We start from the raw sequence: 16,715 nt of genomic DNA, 5'->3' as shown, positions 1-16,715 counted from the left end.
GTTTTACCTGATTCCGCGGTCGCCGACGACAAACGACGAAGGATAAATTCAATGCAATTGGTCAAAACCTCGCGAGACAACCTGCTGCGTCCGCTGCAAATCGTGAGCGGCATCGTGGAGCGCCGCCACACCCTCCCGATCCTGGCCAACCTGCTGATTCGCAAGTCCGGCTCGAACGTGTCCTTCCTCTCGACCGACATCGAGATCCAGATCACCACGCACGCCGAGTGCGGCGTGGGCAGCGACGACGTGGCCACCACCGTGGCCGCGCGCAAGCTGCTGGATATCCTGCGCGCGATGCCTGACGGCGACGTGGCGCTGTCGCTGAACGACAAGCGCATGACCGTGCAATCGGGCAAGAGCCGCTTTGCACTGCAGACGCTGGCCGCGGAAGAATTCCCGACCGTTGCCGAGGCCGCCGAATTCAATGCGAGCGTGAGCCTGCCGCAGAAGACGTTCAAGCATCTGCTGGCGATGGTGCACTTCGCGATGGCCCAGCAGGATATCCGCTACTACCTGAACGGCATGCTGCTGGTGGTGGACGGCAAGAAGGTCATGGCCGTGGCCACCGATGGCCACCGCCTGGCGTATTGCGGCGTGGAACTGGAAAACGAGGCGACTGGCGTGGGTTCGCGCCAGGAAGTCATCATCCCGCGCAAGACCATCCTGGAACTGCAGCGCCTGCTGGAAGACAACGACGATCCGGTCCAGGTGCAGCTGGCCGCCAACCAGGTCAAGTTCTCGTTTGCCAACGTGGAACTGATCAGCAAGCTGGTGGAGGGCAAGTTCCCGGACTTCCAGCGCGTGATCCCGAAGGGCTACAAGAACGCGTTCGCGATCGACCGCGTGCAGCTGCAACAGGCGCTGCAGCGTACCGCCATCTTGACGACCGACAAGTTCAAGGGCGTGCGCTGCATTCTCGACACGCACGTGCTGAAGATCAGCTCGACCAACGCAGACCAGGAAGAGGCGCAGGAAGAACTGGAACTCGATTATTCGGGCGACGCGCTCGATATCGGCTTTAACGTGACTTACCTGCTCGACGTGCTCGGCAATCTCAAGAGCGAGCAGGTGCAGGTCAGCCTCGGCGACTCCAATTCGAGTGCGCTGATTACCGTGCCGGAAGACGACAACTTCAAGTACGTCGTGATGCCGATGCGCATTTGATGGCCAGCATCAAGTCGCCATCCATACACAATCGGGCACACACCGCAGCAGGGGCCGGGTCCACGGGATCCGCCCCTTTTGCCGTTTTTAAGTAACCCGCGAATGCGGATGTTCCGCACCCGTCGCCGTCCGGCGCAGGTTCGGATTTCTCCGCATTTGCCGTGAGTATCGTGAGTAGGAAAACATGACCGATCAGCAGAAACCGCAGCAGGAAAACACTTACGGCGCCTCTTCGATCCAGATCCTGGAAGGCCTGGAAGCGGTGCGCAAGCGTCCCGGCATGTATATCGGCGATACATCGGACGGCACCGGCCTGCACCACCTGGTGTTCGAGGTGCTCGACAACTCGATCGACGAGGCCCTGGCCGGCTACTGTACCGAGATCCAGGTCACGATCCATAGCGACAACTCGATCTCGATCGTCGACAACGGCCGTGGCATTCCGCCTGCCGTCAAGTTCGACGACAAGCACGAGCCGAAGCGCAGCGCCGCCGAGATCGCCATGACCGAGCTGCATGCCGGCGGCAAGTTCAACCAGAACAGCTACAAGGTGTCTGGCGGCCTGCACGGCGTGGGCGTGTCGTGCGTGAACGCGCTGTCGAAGTGGCTGCGCCTGACGGTGCGCCGCGATGGCCAGGTCAACCTGATCGAATTCGCCAAGGGCGAGGTGCAGAACCGCATCATCGAGACCGTGGCCGGCCCGGATGGCCAGCCCGTGGAAGTCTCGCCGATGAAGATCGTGGGCGCCACCGACAAGCGCGGCACCGAAGTGCACTTCCTGGCCGACGAGGAAATCTTCACGAACGTCGAGTTCCACTACGAAGTGCTGTCCAAGCGCATCCGCGAACTCTCGTTCCTGAACAACGGCGTCCATATCAAGCTGCTGGACCAGCGCACGGGCAAGGAAGAGGATTTTGCCTTCTCGGGTGGCGTGAAGGGCTTCGTGGAGTACATCAACCGCGCCAAGACCACGCTGCATCCGAACATCTTCTACGCGAACGCCGAGAAGGACGGCATTGCCGTGGAAGTGGCCATGCAGTGGAACGACGGCTACAACGAGCAGGTGCTCTGCTTCACGAACAACATTCCGCAGCGCGACGGCGGTACCCACCTGACCGGCCTGCGGGCGGCGATGACGCGTGTCATCAACAAGTACATCGAAGAAAACGAGATCGCCAAGAAGGCCAAGATCGAAACCAGCGGCGACGACATGCGCGAAGGCCTGGCGTGCGTGCTGTCGGTGAAGGTGCCCGAGCCGAAGTTCAGCTCGCAGACCAAGGACAAGCTCGTCTCGTCCGAGGTGCGCCTGCCCGTGGAAGATCTGGTCGGCAAGGCGCTGACGGACTTCCTGCTGGAAACGCCGAACGACGCCAAGATCATCTGCGGCAAGATCGTGGATGCCGCCCGCGCGCGCGAGGCCGCCCGCAAGGCCCGCGAAATGACGCGCCGCAAGGGTGTGATGGACGGCATGGGGCTGCCCGGCAAGCTGGCCGACTGCCAGGAGAAGGATCCGGCCCAGTCCGAACTGTTCCTGGTGGAGGGTGACTCCGCAGGCGGCTCGGCCAAGCAGGGCCGCGACCGCAAGTTCCAGGCGATCCTGCCGCTCAAGGGCAAGATCCTGAACGTGGAGCGTGCGCGCTTCGACAAGATGCTGTCCAGCCAGGAAGTGCTGACGCTGATCACGGCGCTGGGCACGGGCATCGGCAAGGACGACTACAACCTCGAAAAGCTGCGCTACCACCGCATCATCATCATGACCGATGCGGACGTGGACGGCTCGCACATCCGCACGCTGCTGCTGACGTTCTTCTATCGCCAGATGCCGGACATCATCGAGCGTGGCTACGTCTATATCGCGCAGCCGCCGCTGTACAAGATCAAGCACGGCAAGGAAGAACGCTACATCAAGGACGACACCGAGCTGAACGCGTACATGCTGAAGCTTGCGATGGAAAAGGCGGGCCTGGTGCGTCCGGACGGCAGCGAGATCAATGGCGATGCGCTGAGCGAACTGGCCCGCCAGTACCAGCTGGCCGAAGGCGTGATCGGCCGCCTGTCGCGCATCGTCGATGCCGAGGCACTGCGGGCGATCGCCGACGGCGTGTCGCTGGACCTCGACAGCGCCGCAGCCGCCGAGGCCTCGGCCGTGGCGCTGAAGGCCAAGCTTGCCGAGATGCACGCCAAGACGCTGATCGGTGCCGCCGTGAACGATGACGGCACGGCCGACGTCTACGCGCAATTCGACGAAAAGACCGACAAGCATCGCCTGATGATCGCCCGCCGCCACCATGGCAATGTGCGCCTGTCGCACCTGGATGCGGACTTCGTGCATGGCGCCGACTACGCGGCCCTGTCGCGCGCGGCCACCACGTTCCAGGGCCTGATTCCGGACGGCACCAAGGTCAAGCGCGGCGAAGGCGAAAAGCAGCGCGAGCAGACCGTGGCGGATTTCCACCAGGCCATGCAGTGGCTGCTCAGCGAAGCCGAGCGCGGCGTTTCGCGTCAGCGCTACAAGGGCCTGGGTGAAATGAACCCCGAGCAGCTGTTCGAAACCACGCTCGACGTGACGCAACGCCGCCTGCTGAAGGTACAGATCGAAGACGCCATCGCGGCGGACCAGATCTTTACGACGCTGATGGGCGACGAAGTGGAACCGCGCCGCAACTTCATCGAGAGCAACGCGCTGGTGGCGCGTAATATCGACGTTTGATGGGTTGCAAACGCTCAGGAATCCCGGCTCAGGCCGGGATTTTTTTTGGCGCTTTCACCACACCCCCGGCACCATCCGCCATGTCCGCGCGCAATAGCGCGCATATTCGTCTCCGAATGTCTCGCGCAGCAGGGCCTCTTCGGCCCGGATCCGCGCGATCAGCGGCCATAACATCAGCGCAGTCAGCATCACACCGATCAGCGATCGGAACACCAGTACCCACCCTAGCGAACCGATCATGAGCCCCAGGTAGCTGGGATTCCGGATCACGCCGTAGATGCCTGTGGTCACCAGGGTGTGGCCGGGCTGGATGGCAACCAGTCCGCTGAACCGTTTGCCGAGGACGAATACGGGCCAGAGCCGCAGCGTGCCGCCGCCGGCAAACAGCGCCAGGCCGATCCAGCGCACCGCTTCGTCGCCGATTGTCCAGAAGTTGAGCCGATCGGACAGTGCCGGTACATAGCCTGTCAGCAGTCCGAGGACGCCGAACGCCATCAGCACCCAACGGTTGCTGCGATCTTCGCGCTCGCCGGTACTGATATTCCCGCCGGAGAAGATGGCGATAACGGCCATGGCCAGGGTGCCGACGACAGCGGCGGTCCGGACGGGGTTGGCGAAGCAGGCGGCGACGCCGCCCCATCCGGCGATGGGCAGCGCCAGATACGCGAGTGAACCGGTCAGGGTGAAGAACACCAGGCGGGGGGAAGGTCGCATGTGGCCTCCGTCTGCGGTGGGATGAGTCTGGCAGGGTATGCCTGCCGGCATCGCGCTGTCGAGCCGTAAATCGTCCACGATCAATGGGACAATGCCGCCTGATCCCGAATTCGCACCAGGCAGACCATGGCTCTTATCGACCTCAGCAACCTCCAGCAAGCGGCGCTCGCCTTCGGCGAGGCGCGGGGCTGGGGCAAGTATCACAGCCCGAAGAACCTGGCGATGGCGCTCAGTGTGGAAGTGGCCGAGCTGGTGGAAATCTTCCAGTGGCAAACCGAGGAAGAGTCGCGCGGCATCATGTCGACGACCGAGCGTGCACACGTCGAGCAGGAACTGGCCGATATCACGATCTACCTGACGCAATTGGTGACGGCGTTGGGCGTCGACCTCGATGCGGCGGTGCGCGCCAAGATGGAGATGAACGCGCGCAAGTATCCGGCGCCGGACGAGGGAAAGTAGGCCAGGGCGCGAAACAGCATGCCGCGCGCGAATCACGTGTCCGCATCCTGACAGCCGCGTGCGGCAAATGCGGCTAGACTTGGTCCATCGTCTTTCGCGGAGATGGCGCCATGGCAGTGCGCAAGCAAGGCAAGTCATTTGGCAATGTCCACATTGGTATCGGCGGCTGGAATTTCGCGCCGTGGCGCGACAATTTCTATCCGGCGGGCCTGCCGCAGGCCCGCGAGCTGGAATATGCGAGCCGCCACCTGACCGCGATCGAGATCAACAGCACCTATCACGGCACGCAGAAGCGCGCGTCGTTTGCCAACTGGCGCGATGCCACGCCCGATGACTTCGTGTTCGCCGTCAAGGCGTCGCGCTTCGCCACCAACCGGCGCATTCTGGCCGAGGGCGCCGATTCGATTCATCGCTTTATCGACAGCGGCATCGCCGAGTTGCGCCACAAGCTTGGCCCTGTCGTCTGGCAGTTCGCACCGACCAAGCAGTTCGTGCCCGATGACTTCGAGGCCTTCCTGAACCTGTTGCCGGATGCCGTGGAAGGCGTGCCGCTGCGCCACGTGCTGGAGGTGCGCCACGCCAGCTTCATGTGCGACGAATACCTGAAGCTGGCACGCAAGTTCAAGGCGGCCACGGTATTCACCGATTCTCCAAAATTTCCGTCATTTGCCGATCTGACCGCCGACTTTGTCTACGCGCGCCTGATGAATGCCCAGGAGAAGCTGGCGACCGGCTACGCGCCGAAGGACCTGGACCAGTGGGCCGGGCGCGTCGCAAGCTGGGCCGAAGGCAAGGCGCCCGACGACCTGCCGGCGGTGGAAGACAAACCGGGCGCGAAGCTCAAGCCGAAGACGGTCTACCTGTTCTTCATCAACGGTGCGAAGGAGCGGGCGCCGTCTGCGGCCGGCGCGCTGCTCGAACGGCTGGGCTGGACACCGACCGAGGAGGTCCCGGTGAAGGTTGCGGTGTCGAAGCCGGCTGCCGTCGGGGGATCGGCGGAGGCCCCGGCAACAAAGGCCCGCGCAACAACGGCCACCGCAAAGAAGTCCTCCGGAGAGAACACTCCGGCAAGGAAGGCCGCTGCAAAGCAGGCGGCAACGAAGACGGCGACGAAGAAGCCCGCAACGAAGAAGGCCGCCACCAAGCCAGCCGCGCCCACGCCGCCGGCAAGGAAGGCGCCCGCGAAGAAAGCCGCTGCCAGGAAAGCCGCCACCCGCGCCGCCGCGTAAGGCCATGCGTGCCAGCCGGCCCCCATCCCCGGTGATTGCGCTTCGGCGCGAACCCTTTTCGGTGCTGCCGCTGGAACCGATGTGGCTCGACGCGCTGGCGCAATCGGGCCACGTTTCGATGACGCCGCTGCAGGCCGCCGCCCTGCCCCTGGCGCTGGCCGGGCACGACCTGATCGTGCAGGCGCGCCAGGGCGGCAGGGCCACCACGCTGGCGATCGCCCTGCTCCACCGGCTCGATCCGCAACGCTTCGACGTGCAGGCGCTGGTGCTGTGTCCCACGCGCGATCGCGCCGACATGGTGGCGCGGCGCATCCGGCAGCTGGCGCGCGTGGCCGGCCAGGTCAAGGTAGCGCTGCTCTGCACCGGCATGCCGATCCGGGCACAAATCGATAGCCTGATTCACGGCGCGCATATCGTTGTGGGCACCCCGGGACGCCTGCTCGACCATATCGATGCGGCGAGCCTGGATCTGCGGGCAGTGAACACGGTCATCTTCGAAGCCGCCGACACCATGCTCGACATGGGGTTTGCCGATGACATCGCCTTCGTGGCCAGCCGTTGCCCGAAGTCGCGGCAGACGCTGCTGTTCCATGCGTCGCCCGACGCCGATCCGCCGCCGGACATCGTCCGTCTGGCACGGCAATGGCAGCGCAAGCCGCGCGCCGTCCGGCTGGGGATGGGCGAGCCGCCGTCTGTCTGACGCCGCGCGCCATGCCAACACCGCCCGACGAAGATTCGTGAAAGTCACCCTGTAAGGCGGCGCTTTCGTTTGCTAATCTGGATAGACGCGGCCAGGCCCCCGGGGGGTGCGGGCTATTGCGCAGCACCGCAGATCGATCGCGTCTGGGCAGCGACTGTTTCCAAAACGGCAACAAGGAGTCGGTGACATGAAGACCGCACGGCAGGTTCTGGAAAACAAGGCAAATCACGCCATCTACAGTATTCCACCCACGGCGACGGTGTACGCGGCGCTGCAGCTGATGGCCGACAAGGGCATCGGCGCACTGCTGGTAATGGAACACGACAAGATCGTCGGCATCCTGAGCGAACGGGATTACGCGCGCAAGGTGATCCTGATGCAACGCACGTCGCGCGAGACGCTGGTCAAGGAAATCATGACCACCGCCGTGATTTACGTACGTGCCGATCAGAGCACAGACGACTGCATGGCGCTGATGACCAGGCATCGCCTGCGTCACCTGCCGGTGATGGATGGCGACACGCTGATGGGGATGTTGTCGATCGGCGACCTCGTCAACGACATCATCAGCGAGCAACGCTTCACGATCGAACAGCTGGAACACTACATCACGGGCGGCTCGCGCTAGCCGCCCCCACCGCGGGCGAATCCAACCGTCTCACCCCGGGCACGTGGCGAACGTGCCCGGGCGTCGCTTGGCCTGTGGTTTTTGTCCCATCGCCGCCTTTTGCGGGCAATCGGCTCGAGCGAAAAAATACTAAGCATGCATATAATTATGCGGTCACTGAATAAGGCCGCGTCGATGCCGTGCGGCCTGTCGTTTTTGTGATCTGTGCAGCACCATCGGCGCCCCCACACCCTCCGCATCCCATTGCATGTCATCGCCCTCGCCTTCCCCGTCCGTCACGCTGGACGCCGCTCCCGATGCCCACGACCACGCCGCGATCATGCGCGTAATTGGCGGCATCGTGCTCTGTATCCTGCTCGCCGCGCTCGACCAGACCGTGGTCATTCCGGCCGTGCCGGCCATCGCCAACGACCTGAACGGTTTCGGCCATCTGTCGTGGATCGTCACGGCCTATCTGATCGTGTCGACGGTCACCACGCCGCTCTACGGCAAGCTGTCGGACAGTTTCGGCCGCCGGCGCCTGCTGATGCTGGCGATTTCGCTATTTATCGCCGCATCGGTGGCCTGCGCGCTGGCGCAGTCGCTGACGCAGCTGATCCTGTTCCGCGCGCTGCAGGGCGTGGGCGGCGGCGGGCTGATGTCGCTGGCCCAGGCGGCCATCGCCGATGTGGTGGCGCCGCGCCAGCGCGGCCGCTACCAGGGCTACCTGGCGACGGTGTGGGCGGTCTCCTCGATTGCGGGGCCGCTGGTGGGCGGCTGGGTGTCCGACCACATGTCGTGGCGCTGGCTGTTCTGGATCAACGTGCCGCTGGGCCTGCTGGCGATGGCCATGTGCTATCGCGGTCTGGCGCACCTGCGTGCCCGGGGCGGCCGGCCGCAGGTGGACTGGCTGGGCGCCAGCCTGCTGGCGGTCGCCATCGTCGCCTTTCTGCTGGCGATGAGCTGGGCGGGCGAAGCCTTCGACTGGATCTCGCTGGAAATGGGCGGCCTGCTTCTGCTGACGCTGGTGGCCGTGGCGCTGCTGGCCTGGCAGGAACGGCGCGCCGCCGATCCGATGCTGCCGCCGCGCCTGTTCGCCAACCGCGCCTATGTGATGGGCGTGGGCGCCTCGTCGCTGGCTGCGCTCAACATCTTCCTGTGCATCTTCGCGCTGCCGCTGCACTTCCAGCTGGTGCGTGATGCCGATGCCTCGACGTCGGGCCTGCTGGTGGTGCCGTTCCTGCTGTCCACGGTGGCCGGCAACTTCGTGGTGGCGTGGCTGGCGCCTCGCCTGGGACGCATGCGCGAGATCCTGACCGGCGGCTACGTGGCCGCCGCCGTGGGGCTGGTGTCGCTGGCCACGGTCACGGCCGCCGTGCCCACGACGCTGGTACTGGCGGCGATGACGATTGCCGGCATCGGCCTGGGCATGTCGATGGTGGGCACGCTGATTTCGGTGCAGAACGCGCTGGAGCGCCGCGACATGGGCGCCGGCACCGGCGCGCTGCTGGTGATCCGCTCGCTGGGCAGTGCCCTGGGCGGCGCACTGGCCGGCACGCTGCTGGCGATGGAATTCCGCGACGCGCTGGCGCGCTCGGGCGTGAACCAGGCGCTGGACCTGGGCTCGCTGCGCCATGGCAGCGAGGCGATGGCCCATCTGTCGCCGGCCGTGCATCAGGTGCTGGCGGGCGGCGTGGAAGCGGGCTTTCACATGATCTTCGCGGCGGGCGCGGTCGCGGCCATCATCGCGCTGGTCATCGTGCGACGCATGCCGGACCTGGAACTGCGCAGCAGCGTGACCGAACACGCGGCCAAGATTCATATGGATTGAAGGTCGTCCGGGGCCGGGGGCGCCTGCCGCTGCCGCCCCGCGTCATGACGCGAATCGCCCGAGGGCGTAGACTTTGCTGCACTACAGGAAACCGGAGCCCGTACCCATGTCTCGCGAACGCACCCTGGCAACTGCAGTCCACATGGACCGGATGCGGCAACACTTCCAGCGCACCGCCCTGCTGGGCGCGTTGGGCCTGGCCGCCGCGGCCGCCATGCTGCCGCACCCTGCCCGCGCGGCAGACAAGTCTGCCACGGTGTCGGCACAGCCGGCCGGTAACTGCCCGGCGTCGCTGAATTTCCGTTTCCCGCGGCTGCAGGACGAATCGCCCCAGAACCTGTGCCAGTACGCCGGCAAGGTCGTGCTGGTGGTCAATACGGCCAGCTATTGCGGCTTCACGCCGCAATACGAAGGCCTGGAGGCGCTTTACGCCAAGTACCGCGAGCGCGGCCTGGTGGTACTGGGCTTCCCGTCGAACGACTTCTCGCAGGAGCCCGGTTCGGCCAAGGAAATTTCGGACTTCTGCTACAACACCTACGGCGTCAAGTTCCCGATGCTCGGCAAGTCCCACGTGCGCGGCGGCGAAGCCAACCCGATGTACGTGTTGCTGACCAAGGAAACCGGCACCGCGCCGAAGTGGAATTTCTACAAATACCTGATCGACCGCAAGGGCCAGGTCGTGGGCAGCTACAACAGCATGGTCAAGCCCGACGACAAGCAGTTCGTGGCCAAGATCGAAGAATTGCTGTCCACGCGCTGAATGGCCCCGCAGCCGGCGCCCGTCCGGCTTTTTCGGCCCGCTTTCCATGATTTTTGATTCACATCAATTGAAAACACTGCGCAACTGAGTACTTTCGCCGCTTAAAAATAAACACAAGCGGTTGAGGGAGTCATGAGCAAGGTGCTTTACGAATGCAACGGGCATGTCTGCCTGGCGTTTACGGACCTGGTCGACGATACGCATGGCGATGCGGTGCAGAGCAACCAGTTCCTGGTGGTCAATCACGGGCACGCGGCCCTGATCGACCCGGGCGGGCAGATGACCTATAGCGAGCTGTACATGACGATCAGCCGCTATTTCCCGCCCAAGCAGCTCGATTACGTACTGGCGTCGCACGCCGATCCCGACATTGTGGCGTCGGTGGGGCGCTGGCTGACGGCGTCCGACAGCCGCGTGCTGATCTCCGAGGTCTGGGCGCGCTTCCTGCCGCATTTCTGCCAGACCGGCAAGACCGCCGGGCGCATTGTCCCGATTCCCGATGCGGGCATGGTGGTGCCGCTGGGCAAGTCGTCGATCATGGCCGTGCCGGCCCATTTCCTGCATTCCGAGGGCAATTTCCAGTTTTTCGATCCGATCAGCAGAATCCTGTTTTCGGGCGATCTCGGGGCGTCGATGACCTCGACGGAAGACGCGCGCGGCGACGTGACCGATTTCGATGCCCACGCGGCCCGCATGCTGGGGTTCCACCGCCGCTACATGAGCGGCAACAAGGCCTGCCGGCTATGGGCGGCCATGGCGCGCACGCTTGATATCCAGTGCATCGTGCCGCAGCACGGGCCGTCGATCCGGGGGCGCCAGATGGTGGCGCGGTTCATCGACTGGGTCGAGCAGCTCCAGTGCGGGCTGGACCTGATCGACGCCAGTCACTATCAGCTGCCCACGCAGGTCCTGCGCTGATCCTGCGCTGAACCTGCGGGCGCGCCGTCAGTCGCGCACCAGGCCTTCGGCCCGCATTGCCGCCTGTACGGCCGCGCGCGCGGCCACGCGCGACAGATATTCCTGCAGCTTCGGGTACGCATCGAGCTTCAGGTGCAGCAGCCGGGCCCAGCTGACGATCGTGAAGCAGTACGCATCGGCCACGCTGAACTGGCTGCCCAGCAGGTAATCGCGCGACGCCAGGTGTTCGTCCAGTTCGCCAAAACGCTTGTGCAGCTTGGCCTTGCAGGCCTCGACGGTGCTGGCGTCGGTTTCCTTGTGCCACAGCCACGGGCTGAACACCTTGTGCAGTTCGGTGGAGATCAGCGTCAGCCAGCCCACGGCCTCCAGCCGGGCCTGGCTGCCGGGCGCGGGCAGCAGGTTGCGTGCCGGCACCTGGTCGGCGATGAACTGGAGCAGGGCGGACGCCTCGCTGTGGCGCGACCCGTCATCGAGCTGCAGCAGTGGCACATAGCCGCGCGGGTGGATGGCGTAGTAGTCGTTGGTGCCGTTTTCGGGCTCGGCCAGCGTGTGATGGATCAGGTCGACGCGGGCCAGCGTGACGGGCAGGCCGGCTTCGCGCAGGGCGATATGAACGGCCATCGAGCAGGCGGCGGGCGAGTAGTAGAGCTTCATGGGATTCCTTGGGAGACGGCACGGCGCGGAGTGCGGCGTGCGGTGATGGCAGTCTAGGCAGCGGCCCGGGCCCCCACAATGCGTGGCGATGCACAGCGGGTATGCAAAGATGCATGGCCTGCATGATGTGTCAGAAGAACGCCGACGCAGGCCGCTCGGGGACGGGCGTGCGGGGCCGCGCGCGGGCCGCTGGCTTGCGATATGCTCGCGAGGCTGACCTGACCCCCATAGGAGACAAGATGAAGCTAGTCCGTGTAGGAAACCCCGGCGCCGAGCGTCCGGGCCTGGTTGACCGTGATGGGCGCGTGCGCGATCTGTCCGGTGTCGTCGGCAATATCGGCCCGGGCGAGCTGGCGCCGGCGGCGCTGGCCCGGCTGGCGGCGATCGACCCGGCCACCTTGCCCGTGGTGGAGAGCCAGCGCCACGGCGTGCCCTGGACCGGCATCGGCAAGATCATCGCCATCGGCCTGAACTACGCCGATCATGCCGCCGAGGCAGGCATGCCGCTGCCGGCCGAGCCGATCGTGTTCCTGAAGGCGAATACCTCGCTGAACGGCCCGAACGACGCCGTGATGCTGCCGTTCGCGTCGCAGAAGTCGGACTGGGAAGTGGAACTGGGCGTGGTCATCGGCACCACGGCGCGCAATGTGTCCAAGGCCCAGGCGCTGGAGCACGTGGCGGGCTACTGCGTGGTGAACGATGTGTCCGAGCGCGAATTCCAGCTCGAACGCGGCGGCACGTGGGACAAGGGCAAGGGCTGCGACACGTTCTGCCCGGTCGGCCCGTGGCTGGTCACCCGCGACGAGGTGCCCGACGCCCAGAAGCTGGGCATGTGGCTCGACGTCAACGGCGAGCGCATGCAGAAGGGCAGCACCGCGACGATGGTCTTCGACGTGGCCACGGTGGTCAGCTACGTCAGCCGCTTCATGACGCTGGAACCCGGCGACCTGATCGCCACCGGTACGCCGCCCGGCGTGGGCATGGGCTTCAAGCCGCCGCGCTACCTGAAGGCCGGCGATGTGATGCGCCTGGGCATCGAGGGCCTGGGCGAACAGAGCCAGAAGGTTGTGGCGTACGGCGAACGCTAGATTCTGCGATGTGAAAAATGCGGGGCGACCGCGTGGCTTCGCGAGGTTCCCCGCTGAAACATCGTCTTGCAAAGCGTCGCGTTTTCAAACAAAGCGTCCGTTAAGGGCAACAGTTTTGGGACCATATGGGGCGCTTTCGCACGAAATTCCCATTCGGGGTTTTACCTCACGGGGGGGCGTGAAATACTGTTCTTACATGATGTCTGCCAAACAAGAGCAATGCCATGTCTGAACACGCCCCCGAAATCGAGTCGATATTGAAGACCGTCCCGGTCAGCCTCGCCCGGAACGGTCCCACCCGCACCTTCTGCACCCTGCATGACACGCTCGACTCGCGTGACGAACTGCAGGACATCCGCCGCAGCATCCACCAGCATCCCGAACTCGCCTTCAATGAAGTCCGTACCGCCGAGCTTGTCGCCAGCAAGCTCGAAGGGTGGGGCTACACCGTGACGCGCGGTGTGGGCGGCACCGGGGTGGTGGCCTCGCTGCGGTCGGGCAGCAGCCAGCGCAGCGTCGGCATTCGCGCCGACATGGACGCGCTGCCGATCCACGAGCGCACCAACCTGCCATACGCCAGCGTCAACGAAGGCAGGATGCACGCCTGCGGCCACGACGGGCACACCGCCGTGCTGCTGGGCGCAGCCCGCCAGCTGGCGCGCACGCGCCATTTCAACGGCACGGTCCACCTGATCTTCCAGCCTGCCGAGGAAATCGGCGCCGGCGGCGGGGCCGAGCGCATGCTGGCCGATGGCCTGTTCGAACGGTTTCCGTGCGACGCCATCTTCGGCCTGCATAACCACCCTGGCGTGGAAGCCGGTACGTTCATGTTCCGCGCGGGGCCGTTCATGGCCGCGTGCGACACGGTGACGATCACCATTCGCGGCAAGGGCGGCCACGCGGCCCGCCCGCACCAGTCGATCGACCCGATCCTGGTGGCCGGCAGCCTGGTGATGGCGCTGCAATCGATCGTGGCACGCAATGTCGATCCGAACGAGACCGCCGTGGTCACCATCGGCACGCTGCACGCCGGCCACGCGCCAAACGTGATCCCGGACAGCGCGCGCATGGAAATCAGCGTGCGGTCGTTCAGCGCCGAGGTGCGGGCGTCGATGGAAGCGCGTATCCGCCAGCTGGTCACGGCGCATGCCGAGGGCTATGGCGCCGCCGCCGATATCGACTACGTGCGCGGCTATCCGGTGCTGGTCAACAGCGAGGCGGAGACCGAATTCGCCCGGCAGGTGGCCGAGGAACTGGTGGGCCCGGAGCGGGCGATCGGCAATTTCCATCGCATCGCGGGCAGCGAGGACTTCGCGTACTTCCTGCAGCAGCGCCCGGGCTGCTTCGTGCGGATGGGCAACGGCGCCAACCAGCCGCTGCTGCACAACGCCGGCTACGACTTCAACGACGACAACCTGACCGTGGGCGCGGCGTACTGGACACGCCTGGTGGAACGATATCTGGCGGAATAACGATCGATCCGCCGCAGGTTTGCGGATCGACGGCCGCCAGGGCAGGGCGGGTCACTTGAAGAAGGCGCTCGGCGGCACACCAAACTGCCGCCGGAACATCGTCGCAAAGGCGCTCGGGCTGTCGTAGCCCATGTCGAGCGCCACATCCACCACCTTGTCGCCGGCTGCCAGGCGCTCCAGCGCGGCCAGCAGCCGCGCCTGCTGGCGCCACTGGCCAAAGGTCATCCCGGTTTCGCGCGCAAAGCGCCGCTGGATCGTCTTCGGGTCCACGCCCAGCCGCGTGCCCCAGTCGGCCAGGGTCAGGCCGGTATCGGGCTCGCCGACGATCTGGTCGCAGATCGTGCGCAGGTCCGGGTCGGTGGGGCGGGGCAGGTGCAGCGGCAGCGTCGGTACCAGCTTCACTTCGTCGAGCAGCAGCCGCATCAGGCGGCCATCGCGCGAATCCATCTCATATAGAGCGGGCACGTCGATGGCGGCCAGGATCAGCTCGCGCAGCAGCGGCGATATGCCTAGAACGGTACATGCCGTGGGCAGATCGGGCGCGGCGTCGGGGCGGATATAGGCGGTGCGCATCTGCACCCGGCCCACCATGCGGATCCAGTGCGTGGTGCCGCCCGGCATCCACATGCCGCGCGTGGGCGGCACGGTCCACTGGCCTTCGGCCGTCGAGACCACCATCACACCATGCATGGCATGAATCAGCTGGGCATGCGGATGCTGGTGGGGCTTGGTGACGTGGCCCGGCACATAGTCGGCAGCCATGGCCGTGACGGGCATCGGGCTGCGGTCGTACTGGATATAGGCGGGGCGCTCGGCATAGGTGTCGGCGCGGGCGTCCATGGCGGGATCGCGCGGCGCATCGGGGGGCAGGGGTCTGCTGCCCGGGGTGTCGTGATCGACCCAGGCGATGCGCGGGGCAGGGTGGGCGGCGAATGCCGGCAAGGCGGATTGCTTGCGGCGCTGTGGCGGTCGCGGGGTACCCGGCATGTCCTTTTCTCCAAGGTTGCGGCCTCATTCTCGCAGGACAGGCGCAGATTTGCCAATTAGCATCGTCACACTTCCTTTAATCCCGTCGAAACGGGTCCCGGAAGATTCCCGAGAAGAAAACTGGCCAATGCGCCCCCGACCATGAGCACAACCGTCAATTCCGCCGCCGCCGCGGCGCCTCGCGAGGAGGGCACGCGCTTTCGCGTGCTGTACGCGATCAGTTTCGCGCACTTCCTCAACGACATGATCCAGTCGCTGATCCTGGCCATCTATCCGATGCTCAAGGGCGGCTTCCACCTGAGCTTCGCCCAGATTGGCCTGCTGACGCTGACGTACCAGATCACCGCATCGCTACTGCAGCCGATCGTCGGCCTGTACACGGACAAGCACCCGAAGCCCCATTCGCTGGCCATCGGCATGGGCTTCACGCTGGGTGGCCTGCTGCTGCTGTCGGTGGCGCCCAGCTACGGCGTGCTGCTGGTGGCGGCGGCGCTGGTCGGTACCGGATCGTCGATCTTCCATCCTGAGTCGTCGCGCGTGGCGCGGCTGGCGTCGGGCGGCCAGCATGGCCTGGCGCAATCGATCTTCCAGGTGGGCGGCAATGGCGGCAGCGCCATGGGTCCGCTGCTGGCGGCGTGGATCGTCCATACGCAGGGCAGCGTGGCGTGGTTCTCGCTGGCGGCGGTGCTGGCCATTGCGGTGCTGTGGCAGATCGGCGGCTGGTACGGCCGCCATCTGGCCGAGCGCGCCGCAAAGAAGAAGGCCGCCGCCGGCGCGCTGGCCAAGCTGCCGACATCGACCGTCGTGCGCGCCATGACGGTGCTGCTGCTGCTGATCTTCTCGAAGTATTTCTATATGGCCAGCCTGAACACGTACTACACGTTCTATCTGATGGAGAAGTTCGCGCTGACGCGCCAGACGTCGCAGGTCTATCTGTTCCTGTTCCTGTTCGCGGTGGCGGCGGGCACGATCCTGGGCGGCCCGATCGGCGACCGCATCGGCCGCAAGCGCGTGATCTGGGCGTCGATCCTGGGCGTGGCGCCGTTCACGCTGATGCTGCCGCACGCCAACCTGTTCTGGACGGCCGTGCTGACGGTGATCATCGGCTTCATCCTGGCGTCGGCGTTCTCGGCCATCCTGGTGTTTGCCCAGGAACTGATTCCGGGCAAGGTCGGCATGGTGTCGGGCCTGTTCTTCGGCTTCGCGTTCGGCATGGGCGGCATCGGCGCCGCCGTGCTGGGCAAGCTGGCCGACGCCCATGGCATCGAATCGGTCTACCGGTTCTGCGCCTACCTGCCGCTGTTGGGGCTGCTGGCGGTGTTCCTGCCAGACCTGCGGGCGCGCGCGAAGGCGGCTTGATTTGAATCACCCGCCGGTTTTCTCCCCGCTCCCGCGAGCGGGAGAGGGGCGGGGGAGAGG

Annotated in this window: 14 protein-coding genes and 1 pseudogene; 12 read left to right on the top strand and 3 right to left on the bottom strand. The window is 65.4% G+C overall.

Features of this window, described 5'->3' with window-relative positions:
- The first annotated feature begins 51 nt into the window (after positions 1–51).
- Together dnaN and gyrB are read left to right on the top strand one after the other, a co-directional pair.
- Positions 52–1,167, top strand: a complete 1,116-nt coding sequence (gene dnaN, locus AC24R4_RS16485) for a DNA polymerase III subunit beta (RefSeq protein WP_092600480.1) — start codon at positions 52–54, stop codon at positions 1,165–1,167.
- A gap of 184 nt (positions 1,168–1,351) precedes the next feature.
- Complete coding sequence (gyrB, locus tag AC24R4_RS16480) at positions 1,352–3,877, top strand: DNA topoisomerase (ATP-hydrolyzing) subunit B (protein ID WP_400395002.1); 2,526 nt, start codon at positions 1,352–1,354, stop codon at positions 3,875–3,877.
- A 54-nt stretch (positions 3,878–3,931) separates the two neighbouring features.
- Here the strand turns inward: gyrB and AC24R4_RS16475 are convergent, their stop codons facing one another.
- Positions 3,932–4,591: a methyltransferase family protein gene (locus AC24R4_RS16475; protein WP_487523360.1), complete on the bottom strand. Its 660-nt coding sequence runs from the start codon at positions 4,589–4,591 to the stop codon at positions 3,932–3,934.
- Between the two features lie 126 nt (positions 4,592–4,717).
- Here AC24R4_RS16475 and AC24R4_RS16470 point away from each other — a divergent pair, with 126 nt between their 5' ends.
- The 7 genes and pseudogenes from AC24R4_RS16470 to AC24R4_RS16440 all read left to right on the top strand — a co-directional run bounded on the left by AC24R4_RS16470 (position 4,718) and on the right by AC24R4_RS16440 (position 11,095).
- Positions 4,718–5,050 carry a nucleotide pyrophosphohydrolase gene (locus AC24R4_RS16470; RefSeq protein ID WP_153946211.1) on the top strand — a complete coding sequence of 111 codons (333 nt, stop codon included), beginning with the start codon at positions 4,718–4,720 and terminating at the stop codon, positions 5,048–5,050.
- A gap of 110 nt (positions 5,051–5,160) precedes the next feature.
- Positions 5,161–5,988: pseudogene (locus AC24R4_RS16465) on the top strand (DUF72 domain-containing protein); the annotation flags it as partial.
- 295 nt (positions 5,989–6,283) lie between these two features.
- Positions 6,284–6,979, top strand: a complete 696-nt coding sequence (locus AC24R4_RS16460; RefSeq protein ID WP_487523359.1) for a DEAD/DEAH box helicase — start codon at positions 6,284–6,286, stop codon at positions 6,977–6,979.
- Positions 6,980–7,166: 187 nt separating this feature from the next.
- Complete coding sequence (locus AC24R4_RS16455) at positions 7,167–7,607, top strand: CBS domain-containing protein (protein WP_400396345.1); 441 nt, start codon at positions 7,167–7,169, stop codon at positions 7,605–7,607.
- Positions 7,608–7,926: 319 nt separating this feature from the next.
- Positions 7,927–9,417, top strand: a complete 1,491-nt coding sequence (locus AC24R4_RS16450) for an MDR family MFS transporter (protein ID WP_400396347.1) — start codon at positions 7,927–7,929, stop codon at positions 9,415–9,417.
- A 142-nt stretch (positions 9,418–9,559) separates the two neighbouring features.
- On the top strand, positions 9,560–10,177 hold the full coding sequence (locus AC24R4_RS16445; RefSeq protein WP_487523963.1) for a glutathione peroxidase: 618 nt from the start codon (positions 9,560–9,562) through the stop codon (positions 10,175–10,177).
- Positions 10,178–10,309: 132 nt separating this feature from the next.
- The gene (locus tag AC24R4_RS16440; protein ID WP_487523358.1) at positions 10,310–11,095 is read left to right on the top strand and encodes an oxygen-binding di-iron domain-containing protein; all 786 of its coding nucleotides are present in this window, start codon (positions 10,310–10,312) and stop codon (positions 11,093–11,095) included.
- A gap of 27 nt (positions 11,096–11,122) precedes the next feature.
- Here the strand turns inward: AC24R4_RS16440 and gstA are convergent, their stop codons facing one another.
- Positions 11,123–11,749, bottom strand: a complete 627-nt coding sequence (gene gstA / locus AC24R4_RS16435; RefSeq protein ID WP_487523357.1) for a glutathione transferase GstA — start codon at positions 11,747–11,749, stop codon at positions 11,123–11,125.
- A gap of 239 nt (positions 11,750–11,988) precedes the next feature.
- On the opposite strand from gstA, the gene AC24R4_RS16430 reads away from it, so the two are divergent.
- The gene (locus AC24R4_RS16430) at positions 11,989–12,837 is read left to right on the top strand and encodes a fumarylacetoacetate hydrolase family protein (protein WP_400395327.1); all 849 of its coding nucleotides are present in this window, start codon (positions 11,989–11,991) and stop codon (positions 12,835–12,837) included.
- Between the two features lie 224 nt (positions 12,838–13,061).
- Positions 13,062–14,309: a M20 aminoacylase family protein gene (locus AC24R4_RS16425; protein WP_400395325.1), complete on the top strand. Its 1,248-nt coding sequence runs from the start codon at positions 13,062–13,064 to the stop codon at positions 14,307–14,309.
- A 51-nt stretch (positions 14,310–14,360) separates the two neighbouring features.
- Here the strand turns inward: AC24R4_RS16425 and AC24R4_RS16420 are convergent, their stop codons facing one another.
- A complete protein-coding gene (locus tag AC24R4_RS16420; protein WP_400395328.1) occupies positions 14,361–15,179 on the bottom strand; it encodes an AraC family transcriptional regulator in 819 nt (272 codons plus the stop codon).
- Positions 15,180–15,437: 258 nt separating this feature from the next.
- Between AC24R4_RS16420 and AC24R4_RS16415 the strand changes: the two genes are divergently transcribed.
- Positions 15,438–16,655 carry an MFS transporter gene (locus tag AC24R4_RS16415; RefSeq protein ID WP_487523356.1) on the top strand — a complete coding sequence of 406 codons (1,218 nt, stop codon included), beginning with the start codon at positions 15,438–15,440 and terminating at the stop codon, positions 16,653–16,655.
- Positions 16,656–16,715: the final 60 nt, after the last annotated feature.

Source organism: Cupriavidus sp. CER-90 (genome assembly GCF_057652055.1).
This window is presented reverse-complemented; position numbering and strand designations above follow the sequence as displayed.

What these genes read in the sequence shown, in the direction of transcription:
- gyrB (WP_400395002.1), top strand. Translation starts at nt 1,352, where the DNA reads ATGACCGATCAGCAGAAACCGCAGCAGGAAAACACTTACGGCGCCTCT.
- dnaN (WP_092600480.1), top strand. Translation starts at nt 52, where the DNA reads ATGCAATTGGTCAAAACCTCGCGAGACAACCTGCTGCGTCCGCTGCAA.
- gstA (WP_487523357.1), bottom strand. Translation starts at nt 11,749, where the DNA reads ATGAAGCTCTACTACTCGCCCGCCGCCTGCTCGATGGCCGTTCATATC.
- AC24R4_RS16415 (WP_487523356.1), top strand. Translation starts at nt 15,438, where the DNA reads ATGAGCACAACCGTCAATTCCGCCGCCGCCGCGGCGCCTCGCGAGGAG.
- AC24R4_RS16475 (WP_487523360.1), bottom strand. Translation starts at nt 4,591, where the DNA reads ATGCGACCTTCCCCCCGCCTGGTGTTCTTCACCCTGACCGGTTCACTC.
- AC24R4_RS16430 (WP_400395327.1), top strand. Translation starts at nt 11,989, where the DNA reads ATGAAGCTAGTCCGTGTAGGAAACCCCGGCGCCGAGCGTCCGGGCCTG.
- AC24R4_RS16470 (WP_153946211.1), top strand. Translation starts at nt 4,718, where the DNA reads ATGGCTCTTATCGACCTCAGCAACCTCCAGCAAGCGGCGCTCGCCTTC.
- AC24R4_RS16460 (WP_487523359.1), top strand. Translation starts at nt 6,284, where the DNA reads ATGCGTGCCAGCCGGCCCCCATCCCCGGTGATTGCGCTTCGGCGCGAA.
- AC24R4_RS16440 (WP_487523358.1), top strand. Translation starts at nt 10,310, where the DNA reads ATGAGCAAGGTGCTTTACGAATGCAACGGGCATGTCTGCCTGGCGTTT.
- AC24R4_RS16450 (WP_400396347.1), top strand. Translation starts at nt 7,927, where the DNA reads ATGCGCGTAATTGGCGGCATCGTGCTCTGTATCCTGCTCGCCGCGCTC.
- AC24R4_RS16455 (WP_400396345.1), top strand. Translation starts at nt 7,167, where the DNA reads ATGAAGACCGCACGGCAGGTTCTGGAAAACAAGGCAAATCACGCCATC.
- AC24R4_RS16445 (WP_487523963.1), top strand. Translation starts at nt 9,560, where the DNA reads ATGGACCGGATGCGGCAACACTTCCAGCGCACCGCCCTGCTGGGCGCG.
- AC24R4_RS16425 (WP_400395325.1), top strand. Translation starts at nt 13,062, where the DNA reads ATGTCTGAACACGCCCCCGAAATCGAGTCGATATTGAAGACCGTCCCG.